This window comes from Nonomuraea sp. NPDC003804, from assembly GCF_040610675.1.
Classification (GTDB): Bacteria; Actinomycetota; Actinomycetes; order Streptosporangiales; family Streptosporangiaceae; genus Nonomuraea.
The window spans coordinates 1-12,176 of the sequence record NZ_JBEXMT010000005.1 but is presented as its reverse complement, the minus strand read 5'-3'; the positions used below and the strand labels follow the sequence as shown (position 1 = coordinate 12,176).

At 71.1% G+C, this 12,176-nt stretch carries 15 protein-coding genes and 1 riboswitch; of the genes, 10 read left to right on the top strand and 5 right to left on the bottom strand.

Annotated features, from left to right (window positions below; genetic code table 11):
• Nucleotides 1-89: 89 nt before the first annotated feature.
• The 7 genes from ABZX22_RS08005 (at nt 90) to ABZX22_RS07975 (ending at nt 7,660) form a co-directional block, all read left to right on the top strand.
• Entirely contained in the window at nt 90-593 is a 504-nt protein-coding gene (locus ABZX22_RS08005) for an FHA domain-containing protein (protein WP_354906861.1), read from the top strand.
• A 23-nt stretch (nt 594-616) separates the two neighbouring features.
• Nucleotides 617-1,243, top strand: coding sequence for a MerR family transcriptional regulator (locus ABZX22_RS08000; protein ID WP_354906860.1), 627 nt, complete (start codon nt 617-619; stop codon nt 1,241-1,243).
• A 196-nt stretch (nt 1,244-1,439) separates the two neighbouring features.
• On the top strand, nt 1,440-1,910 hold the full coding sequence (locus tag ABZX22_RS07995; protein ID WP_183661379.1) for a bifunctional nuclease family protein: 471 nt from the start codon (nt 1,440-1,442) through the stop codon (nt 1,908-1,910).
• Nucleotides 1,911-2,103: 193 nt separating this feature from the next.
• Complete coding sequence (locus ABZX22_RS07990; protein WP_354906859.1) at nt 2,104-2,724, top strand: MerR family transcriptional regulator; 621 nt, start codon at nt 2,104-2,106, stop codon at nt 2,722-2,724.
• Nucleotides 2,725-2,758: 34 nt separating this feature from the next.
• A riboswitch (glycine riboswitch) is annotated at nt 2,759-2,850 on the top strand.
• A gap of 147 nt (nt 2,851-2,997) precedes the next feature.
• Nucleotides 2,998-5,838: an aminomethyl-transferring glycine dehydrogenase gene (gene gcvP / locus ABZX22_RS07985; protein ID WP_354906858.1), complete on the top strand. Its 2,841-nt coding sequence runs from the start codon at nt 2,998-3,000 to the stop codon at nt 5,836-5,838.
• Between the two features lie 177 nt (nt 5,839-6,015).
• Nucleotides 6,016-6,855 (top strand): hypothetical protein, encoded by an 840-nt coding sequence (locus ABZX22_RS07980; RefSeq protein ID WP_354906857.1) that lies wholly within the window; start codon nt 6,016-6,018, stop codon nt 6,853-6,855.
• Nucleotides 6,856-7,069: 214 nt separating this feature from the next.
• Complete coding sequence (locus ABZX22_RS07975; protein ID WP_354906856.1) at nt 7,070-7,660, top strand: alpha/beta family hydrolase; 591 nt, start codon at nt 7,070-7,072, stop codon at nt 7,658-7,660.
• 3 nt (nt 7,661-7,663) lie between these two features.
• Here the strand turns inward: ABZX22_RS07975 and ABZX22_RS07970 are convergent, their stop codons facing one another.
• Complete coding sequence (locus ABZX22_RS07970) at nt 7,664-7,861, bottom strand: DUF5999 family protein (RefSeq protein WP_354906855.1); 198 nt, start codon at nt 7,859-7,861, stop codon at nt 7,664-7,666.
• 238 nt (nt 7,862-8,099) lie between these two features.
• A complete protein-coding gene (locus ABZX22_RS07965) occupies nt 8,100-8,669 on the bottom strand; it encodes a TetR/AcrR family transcriptional regulator C-terminal domain-containing protein (protein WP_354906854.1) in 570 nt (189 codons plus the stop codon).
• A gap of 175 nt (nt 8,670-8,844) precedes the next feature.
• On the opposite strand from ABZX22_RS07965, the gene ABZX22_RS07960 reads away from it, so the two are divergent.
• Nucleotides 8,845-9,222: a hypothetical protein gene (locus ABZX22_RS07960; protein WP_354906853.1), complete on the top strand. Its 378-nt coding sequence runs from the start codon at nt 8,845-8,847 to the stop codon at nt 9,220-9,222.
• A 75-nt stretch (nt 9,223-9,297) separates the two neighbouring features.
• On the opposite strand, the gene ABZX22_RS07955 is transcribed toward ABZX22_RS07960, so the two are convergent.
• The 3 genes from ABZX22_RS07955 to ABZX22_RS07945 are packed head-to-tail and all read right to left on the bottom strand — an operon-like array spanning nt 9,298 to nt 9,971.
• On the bottom strand, nt 9,298-9,459 hold the full coding sequence (locus ABZX22_RS07955) for a P1 family peptidase (protein ID WP_354906852.1): 162 nt from the start codon (nt 9,457-9,459) through the stop codon (nt 9,298-9,300).
• Nucleotides 9,393-9,752 (bottom strand): P1 family peptidase, encoded by a 360-nt coding sequence (locus ABZX22_RS07950; protein WP_354907169.1) that lies wholly within the window; start codon nt 9,750-9,752, stop codon nt 9,393-9,395. The genes ABZX22_RS07955 and ABZX22_RS07950 overlap by 67 nt, the downstream gene beginning before the upstream one ends.
• Nucleotides 9,753-9,770: 18 nt before the next feature.
• Nucleotides 9,771-9,971, bottom strand: a complete 201-nt coding sequence (locus ABZX22_RS07945) for a hypothetical protein (protein ID WP_354906851.1) — start codon at nt 9,969-9,971, stop codon at nt 9,771-9,773.
• A gap of 318 nt (nt 9,972-10,289) precedes the next feature.
• Between ABZX22_RS07945 and ABZX22_RS07940 the strand changes: the two genes are divergently transcribed.
• Nucleotides 10,290-10,703 carry an SgcJ/EcaC family oxidoreductase gene (locus ABZX22_RS07940; protein WP_354906850.1) on the top strand — a complete coding sequence of 138 codons (414 nt, stop codon included), beginning with the start codon at nt 10,290-10,292 and terminating at the stop codon, nt 10,701-10,703.
• 395 nt (nt 10,704-11,098) lie between these two features.
• On the top strand, nt 11,099-12,085 hold the full coding sequence (locus ABZX22_RS07935; RefSeq protein ID WP_354906849.1) for a sigma-70 family RNA polymerase sigma factor: 987 nt from the start codon (nt 11,099-11,101) through the stop codon (nt 12,083-12,085).
• Nucleotides 12,086-12,176: the final 91 nt, after the last annotated feature.

Here is a 12,176-nt window from a genome sequence, read left to right as displayed (position 1 = left end):
CGGCATTCGCAAACGTGAACTAAGCGAGAGGCGTGGGGCGCCCTGATCAACCGTCGCCGCGTTCTCGCGGTAGGAGGCCGAGCCGATCGATGCCGTACGTCTACTGTACGCAGTGCGGTCATGCCAACCCCGAGGATGCCCGCTTCTGCTCCCGGTGTGGGTCGCCGCTGACCAGACACGAGGTCTCAGGGGACACCACCTCGACGATCTCCGTCGCGGGGATCGAGGCGTATGAGGCGGAGACGGCCGACGCCCTGCTGGCCGAGCGGGCCGCCGTCGAGCAGCTGCCGCCCGGCGCGGCGCTGCTGGTGGTCACCCGTGGTCCCAACGCCGGCAGCCGCTTCCGGCTCGACCGCGACCTGACCACGACGGGCCGGCATCCCGAGAGCGACATCTTCCTCGACGACATCACGGTCTCGCGGCGTCACGTGGAGTTCTACCGCCATCCCGGCGGCGCCTTCACCGTCCGCGACGTCGGCAGTCTCAACGGCACCTACGTCAACAGGGAGCGCATCGAGGAGGTGCCCCTCCACAGCGGCGACGAGGTGCAGATCGGCAAGTTCCGCCTCGTCTTCCTCACGCGGGGCGCATGAGCTCCCAGGCGGCGCGTTCGCACATGAGCATCGGGGAGGTGCTCGCCCTGCTGCAGGGCGAGTTCCCCGACGTCACCGTCTCCAAGATCCGTTTCCTGGAGAGCGAGGGGCTGATCGAGCCCGAGCGCAGCCCCTCGGGCTATCGCAAGTTCACCTACATGCACGTGGAGCAGCTGCGCTTCATCCTCACCGAGCAGCGCGACCACTACCTGCCGCTGCGCGTCATCAAGGACAGGATGGCCGACGAGCTCGGCCGTCCCCGGGCGCTGCCCGAGACCAAGGAGGTCCGGTTCAGCCGCGCCGAGCTGCTGGAGGCCAGCGGGCTCGACGACGAGACCCTCACCGAGCTGGAGGACTACGGCCTGCTCGCGCCGGTCGCCCGGCGCTACGACGAGGACGCGGTCAAGGTGGCGCGCAGCGTCGGCGCCCTGGCCCGGTACGGCCTGCACGCCCGGCACCTGCGCGCGGTCAGGGCCGCCGCCGAGCGCGAGGCCGGTCTGGTGGAGCAGGCCGTCGCCCCCATCCTCAAGCGGCGCGCTCCGGGCGCCATCGGCGAGGCCGACGAGACGGCCAGGCAGCTGTCCGGCCAGTTGCTCGAGCTGCACGCCGCTCTGTTGCGCACCGCCGTCCGCTCGGCCCTGGGCGGCTGACCCGCAGGGCGGCATCCCGAAAAAACCGGAAATTCCGCTCGCCCGCTGCCGTCGGGGATGCGGGCGCCCGCCGAGGCGGCCCGGGAGCCCGGTAGGTTGGCGGGAAGCCTCGGGGGCAGGGGATATTACCTACCCAGTGGGTGTTACGTTGAAGTGCGGTAGATGCGGCCCATGGATCGTGAATTCGGAGCAGCCCGTGTTGCAGATGGAGGTAGTGGGCGTTCGCGTTGAAATGCCCACAAATCAGCCGATCGTTCTGCTCAAGGAGGCGCAGGGTGAGAGGTTTCTCCCGATCTGGATAGGAATGACCGAAGCCACGGCCATCGCGCTCGCCCAGGCGGAGGAACCGCCGCCCAGGCCCTTGACCCACGACCTGTTCAGGGACGTGCTGAGCGCGTTGGGCGTCGGCCTGCGTGCGGTCAACATCGTCGCTCTGCGTGACGGGATCTTCTTCGCCGATCTGGTCTTCTCCAACGGCGTGGAGGTCAGCGCGCGCCCCTCCGACTCCATCGCCCTCGCGCTGCGCACCGGTGCGCGGATCTTCGCCAGCGAGGAGGTCGTGCAGGAGGCCGGAGTGATCATCCCCGATGACCAGGAGGATGAGGTGGAGAAGTTCAGGGAGTTCCTTGACACCATCACGCCCGAGGACTTCGGACGCGCGGGGTAGGACTCCCTTCGTGAAGGCTCGTACCCTTGGTCGCCACCTGGGGTACGCATTTCACTGCATTTACGCTTCGCGACGCGCCGAGCCGGATCGTTGACTGCGGATGGTCACGGTCCTACGGTGCAAGTGAAACCTGTGGTTGTCATTTACGAACCCCCAGATCAGACCACGGGATGAGAGAAAGCCGGAGGTCCGCGTGGCGGTCAGCAGCGGCGAGGGAAAGACGGCCGGCCAGGAAGATCCGGTGCGGCGCGAAACCGCGCGCCAGCGTGCCGGTGAGCAGGGCCTGCTCTTCGACGAGCAGCCCACGACGCTGCCTGCCGACATCGGCTATCGCGGCCCCACGGCCTGCGCGGCGGCCGGCATCACCTACAGGCAACTGGACTACTGGGCGCGCACGGGCCTGGTCGAGCCGACGATAAGAGCCGCGCACGGATCCGGCTCGCAGCGGCTCTACAGCTTCCGCGACATCCTGGTGCTCAAGGTCGTCAAGCGGCTGCTCGACACCGGCGTGTCGCTCCAGCAGATCCGCACCGCCGTACAGCACCTGAGAGATCGGGGCGTCGGCGACCTGAGCAGGATCACGCTCATGAGCGACGGCGTCAGCGTCTACGAGTGCACCTCGGCCGACGAGGTCATCGACCTGCTGCAAGGCGGTCAGGGAGTGTTCGGTATCGCGCTCGGCAGGGTCTGGCGCGAAGTCGAGGGATCGCTCGCGGAGCTGCCGGGGGAACGAGCGGCGGTCGAGGACACCGTCCCGGCCGACCATCCCACTGACGAACTCGCCCAGCGCCGCAGAGCCCGGCGAATGGGCTGATTCCCGGACGCTGGTAGCCTAGGGCTGGAGCCGACGACCCCGAGCGGGAGAGTCCCCGGGCCACCGGGGCGCCGAAGGAGCAACCCTCCCCGGAATCTCTCAGGCACCCAGTACCGCTCGGACGAGGCCACTCTGGAAAGCAGGCACGCCCGCCAGGCGCGTCTCACCGACGGTGCAAGCCCGCGACCCCGCGGGCGAACCTCTCAGGTTGATGACAGAGGGGGAGACCCGGCAGACGCCCGTGCTCTCCACCAGCCTTGGGAGGCAGTTTCCATGACCGAGCCCCTCAGCGACCTCGCTGCACCGCCGTTCGCGACCCGCCACATCGGTCCCTCGGACGGCGAGCAGGCCAAGATGCTGGAGGCGGTCGGCTTCGAGTCGGTCGCCGACCTGGTAGCGGTGGCCGTACCCGAGGCCATCAGGGCCAAGGACCAGCTGAAGCTGCCCGTCGCGGCGGGCGAGAGCGAAGTGATCGCCGAACTGCGGGCGCTGGCCGGCCGCAACCAGGTGCTCACCTCCATGATCGGCCTGGGCTACTACGACACCGTCACCCCCGCGGTGATCAGGCGCAACCTGCTGGAGAACCCGGGCTGGTACACCGCCTACACGCCCTACCAGCCGGAGATCTCCCAGGGTCGCCTGGAGGCGCTGCTCAACTTCCAGACCGTCGTCTCCGACCTGACCGGTCTCGACGTGGCCGGTGCCTCCCTGCTGGACGAGGCCACCGCCGCCGCCGAGGCGATGACGCTGGCGCGCCGCGCGGGCAGGTCCAAGAGCAACGTCTTCGTCGTCGACGCCGACGCGCTGCCCCAGACCAAGGCCGTGCTGGCCACCCGGGCCGAGCCGCTGGGCATCGAGCTGGTCGTCGACTCCCTCGACGGTGAGCTGCCCGAGTGCTTCGGCGTGCTCGTGCAGTACCCGGGCGCCTCCGGCCGCCTGCGCGACTTCCGCGCCCTGGCCGAGGCCGCCCACGCGGGCGGCGCGCTGGTCGTGGCCGCGGCCGACCTGCTGTCGCTGACGCTGGTCGCGGCCCCCGGCGAGCTCGGCGCCGACATCGCCATCGGCTCCTCGCAGCGCTTCGGCGTGCCGTTCGGCTTCGGCGGCCCGCACGCCGCCTACATGTCGGTCCGCGAGGGCCTGCAGCGCCAGATGCCGGGCCGGCTCGTCGGCGTGTCGGTGGACGCCGACGGCGACCCCGCCTACCGCCTGGCCCTGCAGACCCGCGAGCAGCACATCCGCCGCGAGAAGGCCACCAGCAACATCTGCACCGCCCAGGTGCTGCTGGCCGTCATCGCCGGCATGTACGCCGTCTACCACGGCCCCGAGGGCCTGCGCCGCATCGCCCAGCGCACCCACCGCATGGCCGTCACGCTCGCCGCGGCCCTGCGCGCCGGCCGTGTCGAGATCGTCCACGACGGTTTCTTCGACACCGTGCTGGCCCGCGTGCCCGGCAAGGCGGCCCAGGTGGTCGCCGCGGCCGCCGAGCGCGGCGTCAACCTCTGGCAGGCCGACGCCGACCACGTCTCGGTCGCCTGCGACGAGAAGACCACCCTGGCTCACCTGGAGCAGGTCGCCGCCGCCTTCGGCGTGAGCGTCTCGCTGACCGACCTGGCCGCCGAGGACGCCCTGCCCGAGGGCTTGGCCAGGGAGAGCGACTACCTCACCCACCCGGTCTTCCACAGCCACCACTCCGAGACCTCGATGCTGCGCTACCTGCGCCGGCTCCAGGACAAGGACATCGCCCTCGACCGGTCGATGATCCCGCTCGGCTCCTGCACGATGAAGCTCAACGCCACCACCGAGATGGAGCCGATCACCTGGCCCGAGTTCGCGGGCATCCACCCCTACGCCCCGCTCTCCCAGGCCGGCGGCTACGTGGAGCTGGTCGAGACGCTGGAGGCCTGGCTGGCCGAGGTGACCGGCTACGACGCCGTCTCCATCCAGCCGAACGCCGGCTCGCAGGGCGAGTTCGCCGGGCTGCTGGCCATCCGCGCCTACCACCGCGCCAACGGCGACGCGCACCGCGACGTCTGCCTCATCCCCTCCTCCGCGCACGGCACCAACGCCGCCAGCGCGGTCATGGCGGGCATGCGCGTGGTGGTCGTGGCCTGCGACGACAACGGCAACGTCGACCTGGCCGACCTCGAGGCCAAGATCGACAAGCACGCCGAGTCGCTGGCCGCGATCATGGTGACCTACCCGTCCACGCACGGCGTCTACGAGGAGACGATCACCGAGGTCTGTGCCAAGGTCCACGCCGCCGGCGGCCAGGTCTACGTCGACGGGGCCAACCTCAACGCCCTCGTCGGCCTGGCCAAGCCGGGCGAGTTCGGTGCCGACGTCTCCCACCTCAACCTGCACAAGACCTTCTGCATCCCGCACGGCGGCGGCGGCCCCGGCGTCGGTCCGGTGGCCGTGCGCGGTCACCTGGCGGCCTACCTGCCGGGCCACCCGCTGCGCGACGGCTCGCCGGTCGGCCCGGTCTCGGCCGCGCCGTACGGCTCGGCCGGCATCCTGCCGATCTCGTGGGCCTACGTCAGGCTGATGGGCGGCGAGGGCCTCAAGGCCGCGACCGAGCAGGCCATCCTGTCGGCCAACTACCTCGCCCGCCGCCTGGCCCCGCACTACCCCGTCCTCTACACCGGACGCGGCGGCCTGGTCGCCCACGAGTGCATCATCGACCTGCGCCAGATCACCAAGGAGACCGGCGTCACGGTCGACGACGTGGCCAAGCGCCTCATCGACTACGGCTTCCACGCCCCGACGATGTCCTTCCCCGTCGCCGGCACGCTGATGATCGAGCCGACCGAGAGCGAGGACCTGGCCGAGCTCGACAGGTTCGTCGAGGCGATGGCCGCCATCCGCGGCGAGATCGACAAGGTGGCCGACGGCACCTACGACAAGACCGACAACCCGCTGCGCAACGCCCCGCACACCGCGGAGTCGCTGGTGGCCGACGAGTGGCCGCACCCGTACACCAGGACCGAGGCCGCCTACCCCGTCCAGGGGCTGCGCGACGGGAAGTACTTCTCGCCCGTCCGCAGGATCGACCAGGCCTACGGCGACCGCAACCTGGTCTGCGCCTGCCCGCCCCTGTCGGCGTACGAGGACTGAGCGGAACCGAACGGGCGGCCTCCCCTGCGAGGGGGGCCGCCCGTTCGGCTTCTCAGGTGGGGACGTAGCCAACACCCGTGCACAGGATGGTCATGTCGGGCGACGCGGCGGCCGGAAATCGTTAGGCTCGACGTTGATCGTCATCGGTTGATCCCCACCGGTCTCCAAGGAGCCTTGTTGACGTCCCCCGAGCTCGACACCCCGCTGACCACCGGCCCGCTCGACCGGGCCCGCCGCCTCGCCGAGAGCGGCGACCTCGAGGGCGCGGCGGCGATCTTCGCCGAGCTGGCCGCCGACCCCGAGGGACGCGACCGGGCCCAGGCGGCCGTGGGCCTGGCCGTGGTGCTGGAGGAGCGGGGCGACGTCGCGGGCGCCAGAGCGGCGGCGCGGGCCGCGCTGGCCACCGGCCACCCCGAGTACGCGGCCCAGGCCGCCTGCCACCTCGCGCGCGGCTTCGAACGCGAGGGGAACGCCGAGCAGGCCAGAGGAGCCTGGCAGGCCGTGATCGGCATGGGGACGGCCGCCTACCTGCCGCTGGCGCACCTGGCGCTGGCCCACCTGGCCGCCGGCGAGGAGGAGGCCGAACGCGAGCTGCGGGCGGCCATCGCCGTCGGCGACCCCGAGCTGAGCCCCCGCGCCGCCCAGGAGCTCGCCGAACTGCTGCTGGACACCGGAGAGCCGGGCGAGGCCGCCACGGTGCTGGTCGAGGCCCTGCCGCTGGCCGAAGGCGCCCACGAGGCGCGGCTGCGGGTGCTGCTCGGCATCGCCCATCTCGAGTTGGCGTGCGCGGAGTTCGCCGGCGCCGTCGAGGCGGGGCAGGAAGCCGGGCAGGAGGCGGGGCACGAGGCGGAGACGAGCGCGCTGGCGATCGAGCTGCTCGCCCGCACCCTGCCCCTGCGCGGGAGGGGCGAGGCCGCCGACGAGGTCTGGCAGTACGGCCTGTCGCACGCCGACGAGGAACTGGCCGCGCAGGTAAGGCTCCGCTTCGACAGGGACGCGCTCAGCCCCGGCGCGTGAGCACGGCCCCCAACCGCCGGGCGTGGGCGCGGGCACGCCGGGCACGGGGTGTGGGCGCGGGGCTCTGGGCGCGGGCGCCGGGCACGGGGTGTGGTTGCGGGCGCCGGGCACGGGGTGTGGTTGCGGGCGCGGGCGCCGGGTGTGGACACCGGACACGGGCGCCGGACGTGGGCCGGTGCGAGGCGGGGGGCACCCCTGCGGCTACCGTTGGAGGGTGGAGATCACGACGCCGCGGGGGGCGGCACTGGTCGACGTCGACGAGGCGGAACGGCCCAGGTTCCTGCTGGTGCTCACTCATGGCTCGGCCGGCGGCGTGGACGCGCCGGACCTGCTGGCCGTACGGGACGCCGCCATGGACAGGGGGGCCACGGTGGCCAGGGTGACCCAGCCCTTCAGGCGGGCGGGTGCCAGGGCGCCGGGCTCGCCCGCGCGGCAGGACGAGGCGTGGCTGGCCGTCATCACGGAGCTGACCGGGCGCTATCCGGGGCTTCCGCTCGTGCAGGGCGGCAGGAGCAACGGCGCCAGGGTCGCGTGCCGTACGGCGAAGGCGGCGGGCGCGGACGCCGTGGTGGCACTGGCCTTCCCCCTGCATCCGCCGGGGAAGCCGGAACGCTCCCGCGCCGACGAGCTGCGCGGTGCGGGGGTCGACGTGCTGGTGGTGAACGGGGACAGGGATCCCTTCGGGGTGCCCGACGCCGCCGACGCCGCACGTCTGGTTGTGCTGCCGGGCGAAGGGCACGACCTCAAGAAGGATCCCGCGAAGGCCGGCGAGGTGGTCGCCGACTGGCTCGCGGCGCGGTACTGACCGTCAGGCGGCGCCGACCAGCGGCAGCGGCCGGTGCGGGGCGATGACGTCGCCGCTGGGCAGGAGCTCCCCGGTGTCCTCGAAGAGGACCACACCGTTGCACAGAAGGCTCCATCCCTGCTCGGGATGCGACGCGAGGGTGCGTGCGGCCTCGCGGTCGGGCGCCTCAGCAGACGGACAGGCCGGGTCGTGCGGGCACATCGGCGTGCCTCCGATATCTCTTGACTGGGCTCCCTCGCTGGAAGCGGCGGGGGAGCGGCTCGGGCTGTTTCGTATTCTGCGCCAAGTGTGCGGCGTGCGTCACACTTTCCGACATAGCCCGTTAGGACGATTCAAGGAGGATCCCCGGGTGGTTCAGACCATGTGACCTACGACACAGCGTGCCTCACCTACGATAACGGGCCGGCTTCGACACGCTGACGGGCCGGTAAACCCTCTGTTACGCGGCCAGACCGCGCAGCATGGCCTCCAGGCCGCGCTCGAAGTCGGCGTCGGCGCGCTCGTCGTGGCGCACCCAGGTGTCGCGTTCCGGGTCGGCCCATCCCGACTGCTGTACCTCCACCGCGACGCTGCCGAACACGAAGGCGCGCATCGTGCGGACGGCCTCGGCGGCGTCGGTCAGCCCCGCCTCCGTCAGCTGCTCGACCTGCTCCACGATGGCGATCGCCGTAGCCCCTTTGGGGGGTTTGGTCAGGGCCAGCGCGAGCACGCCCGGGTGCTCCCTGAGCGCCGCCCGCTGCGCCCTGCACCACTGCCTGGCCGTCTCCTGCCAGCTGGGGGCCGGATCGACCTGGATGGCGGTCACGTGCTCGGCCAGCGCGTCCATCAGCGCCTCCTTGCCCCGCGGCAGGTGATGGTAGATGGCCATGGCCTCCACCTGGAGGGCGTCGCCGAGCCTGCGCATGGTCAGCCTGCGCAGGCCCTGGCCGTCGGCGATGTGCAGGGCCGCGTCGATGATGCGCTCGCGGGACAGGGGCACGGGTGGTCGCTTGGCCGGCATGGAGATCATCTTGCCATACTTTGTAAAGGCGGTCACGCGTCCGCCGCACCCCGGCGTGCCGCCCGGCCTGTGGCCAGAGGGACGGCGACGGCCCACCCGAGTGGGTGTTCGGGGCCGGAACCGCGTACGCTACCGCTCGTAACGACTGAAAGGGAGCTGTCCGATGGCGTTTTTCCGTCCGCGTGTGAGCCGTGAGGCCGAGGTGCGCTTCCACGCCGACCAGGAGATCTCCAAGAGCTTCCCCGCCCTGATCGAGAAGGCCAGGCAGGCCGAGGCCGTCGTCCACGAGCTGCGCACGGCCGCGGCGCCCGAGGTCGAGCTGCACGCGGCGGGGCTGCTGCTCGACAAGGCGCTCACCGACGCCCTGCGCGCCGCCGAGGCCGGTCAGCGCGCCATGTTCGGCGTGAAGGCCTACGACGACCGCATCGCCAGGCGCAAGGCCAAGGCGACCCCCGACGGCGCGCGCTGGACCTTCGAGGTCGAGCAGCTGCGCACGCTGCGCGAGGAGAACAGGCTCACCGGCATCCCGCGCCTGCCCCGCCCGGTCCCCGCCGCGCGCTGAGCCCGCCGATTCCGGCCCGCTACTCCCGCTTCCCGCTTCCCGCTTCCCGCCTGAGCCCCCGGTGTCCCGGACGGCTCAGGCCGTGACCAGCCCGACGACCCGGTCGACGGGCAGTGCGGGGGAGCGGTGCCCGTTCCTGCCTGTCGTCTCCCGTGCCGCCGTCAGGGCGTTCAGCACGGCCTCCTCCACCGCCTCCACGACCGCGGCGTCGAACGGGTCCGTCCGCCCCCACGGCACGAACCGCAGGTTCTGGTAGTCCTCCTCGGTACGAAGCCGCTCGTCAGCGCGCCCGCGTCGGCCGTGGAGAAGGCCAGGAAGATGTCGCCCGAGAAGTGGCTGCCCGTCGCGCCCGTCGTGCCCGTCCTGGCCAGGCCCATCGGCGCCCTGCGGGCCAGCGCCTTGCACTGGCCCGGCAGTAGCGGCGCGTCGGTCGCCACGACCGCGATCACCGACCCGGCGCCCGGAGGCGCGAACCTCGGTCGTGCCCATCGGGTCGTCGACGCCCGCCAGGCGGTCGACGGGGCGCTCAGCGAGCGGGAGATCGCTTCTCAGCGCCGCTGGCCGGCCCGCGCCCGCAGCGCCCGCGCCATCGCCGCCGAGCTGCCGGCCCACACCCGCAGCGCCCGCGCCATCGCCGCCGAGCTGCCGCCTCCCGCCCGGCCGTCGGCCGCCCCAGCGACGCCGGCGCCGACCCGGACGCCGAGCGCGAACGCGCCTGGCTGGTGCAGATGCTGGCCGCCTGACCCCACCAGGAGGGCATCCGCCCCAACCCGATGCAGGACCGCGGCGTCTGCCCCGCCTGCGGACGCGCGGCCACGGCCGGCAGTACGGGCCGCTGGGCGTTCTTGCCAGATCTGGTGTCGGTGAAGATGCGGCGGCAGCCATAGCCGACCTCGCCGGGGCCGGCTCGAAGAGCCGCACGCCCGGCGGAACGGCGGCCGCCAGGCCGCCCTCGAAGACGTAGAGACGGATTTTCATCCGCCGCGATGAGTTCCCGCCCCGCCGCCGGTATGTACTCACGAGCTCGCCGGACCACCTCGGGCGAATCGATCACAAGGGAGAATCCAATGTCGAACAGTCGCGCGGCAGACGAGGTCGCCATCCAGGCCGTACTGGTTGACTCCTACAAGGCGTGGGAGGCCGGCGACGCCGACGGCATGGTCGCCAACTACACCGCGGACGCGACCGCCATCATGACCGGCTCGCTCCGAGACAGCCGTGACGTGATCCGTCAGAACATGGCCCTGGCCTTCGAGGGGCCGCTCAAGGGCAGCTCGACCTACAACAAGCAGCTCAGCATCCGCTTCGTCGGTAGGGACGGCGCGATCGTCATCAGCGAATCCGCCATCCTGTTCCCCGGCGAGACCGAGGTCCCAGACGACCTGCGCAAGGTGAACTGCACCTGGGTCTTCGAGAAGCGGGGCGGCCAGTGGCTGATCGCCGCCTATCACAACAGCCCGGTGCTGGCGCCTGCGCAGTGAACCCTTCCCTGTAACCAACAGTGACCGTGTGCAGGGCCATGACGAATATCGGACTGAAAAGCCCTGCACCGCCCTGTAGGAACTTCACTCCCCGATGGCCAGATGCCCTCGCATGGGCGCCTCGGACCTTGCACCACAGCAACCCGGAGGACCCGCGAGACGCATCCCAACGAAATGTCATGCCAAGGACCTGTTCCCAGGCCCCTTGGCGTGACTTTCGTACCGACGCCCGTACCTACGAGCGACGTTCAGGAACAGCACTATTTATCCAATGTTGGGGATGGACGCCATGGCCAGGTCGTTGATGACCGCGCGGGTGGCCTACCCGCCCATCGCGGATGGTCACTGCAGCCGCCAGGTACGGTGGCTGTGGCGGCAGTGGGGAGCGTGGCGTGATGACGGGGAACGAAGGCTTCGATCGTCGGATCGAACCGTTCCGGACGGAGCTCCTGGCGTACTGCTACCGGATGCTCGGCTCGGCTCACGACGCGGAGGACTTGGTCCAGGACACGTACCTGAGGGCGTGGCGGGCGCGGGAGCAGTACGACGATACCCGCAGCTCACTGCGTACCTGGCTCTACCGGATCGCAACCAACGCCTGCCTGACCGCCCTGGAGGTCCACGGCCGCCGACCGCTGCCGTCCGGGCTGGTGGCCGCGTCGGATCCGCTCGGGCCGTTCGTCCAGGGAGAGCACGCCGCCTGGCTCCAGCCCTTGCCGGACTCGCTGCTGGACGCGGGCGACCCGGCTGGGGCCGTGATCGACCGCAGCAGCCTGCGCTTGGCGTTCGCCGCCGCCCTCCAGCACCTGTCGGCGCGTCAGCGCGGTGCGCTGATCCTGCGTGACGTGCTCAGCTTCTCCGCGTCCGAAACGGCGGAAATCCTCGGCACCACCGTCGTGTCGGTGAACAGTTCCCTGCAGCGGGCGCGTACCCGCGTCAAGGAGGTCGGGGTCCGGCAGGAACGGGTCAGCGAGCCGTCCGCGGCCGAGCAGCGCGCCTGGGTCGAACGCTACATGAAGGCATTCGAGCTGGCCGACGTCGAGGGCCTCAAGCGGCTGCTCACCGAGGACGTGATCATGGAGATGCCGCCGATGCTCAACTGGTTCTCCGGCCGCAGCAACTACGGCCTGTTCATGGAATGGGTCTTCGGGGCGGCCGGGAAGGACTGGCTCCTCAAGGAGGTCGCGGCCAACGGCGGCCAGCCCGGATTCGCCGCCTATCAGCGCGTCGGCGACGGGTACAACCTGCACACGCTCCAGATCTTCACCGTCACCGACGAGGGCATCACCCGGAACTCGGTCTTCCAGGACCCCAACGTCTACGCGACTTTCGGCCTCGCGGCCAAGCTCGACGATCAGGGACTTCCCACCGCCGAGGCCTAGTACTACAGTCATGTTTTGTGATCTATAGCTGGATCTTGTTGTGCCGGAGCCAGCGTTTCCAGTAGTGGCTGCTGCGAGCGCCGGCTTGGTG

Coding starts and splice junctions, on each gene's coding strand:
- ABZX22_RS07965 (WP_354906854.1), bottom strand. CDS start 8,669: ATGATCTCCATGCCGGCCAAGCGACCACCCGTGCCCCTGTCCCGCGAG.
- ABZX22_RS08000 (WP_354906860.1), top strand. CDS start 617: ATGAGCATCGGGGAGGTGCTCGCCCTGCTGCAGGGCGAGTTCCCCGAC.
- ABZX22_RS08005 (WP_354906861.1), top strand. CDS start 90: ATGCCGTACGTCTACTGTACGCAGTGCGGTCATGCCAACCCCGAGGAT.
- gcvP (WP_354906858.1), top strand. CDS start 2,998: ATGACCGAGCCCCTCAGCGACCTCGCTGCACCGCCGTTCGCGACCCGC.
- ABZX22_RS07940 (WP_354906850.1), top strand. CDS start 10,290: ATGTCGAACAGTCGCGCGGCAGACGAGGTCGCCATCCAGGCCGTACTG.
- ABZX22_RS07935 (WP_354906849.1), top strand. CDS start 11,099: ATGACGGGGAACGAAGGCTTCGATCGTCGGATCGAACCGTTCCGGACG.
- ABZX22_RS07970 (WP_354906855.1), bottom strand. CDS start 7,861: ATGTGCCCGCACGACCCGGCCTGTCCGTCTGCTGAGGCGCCCGACCGC.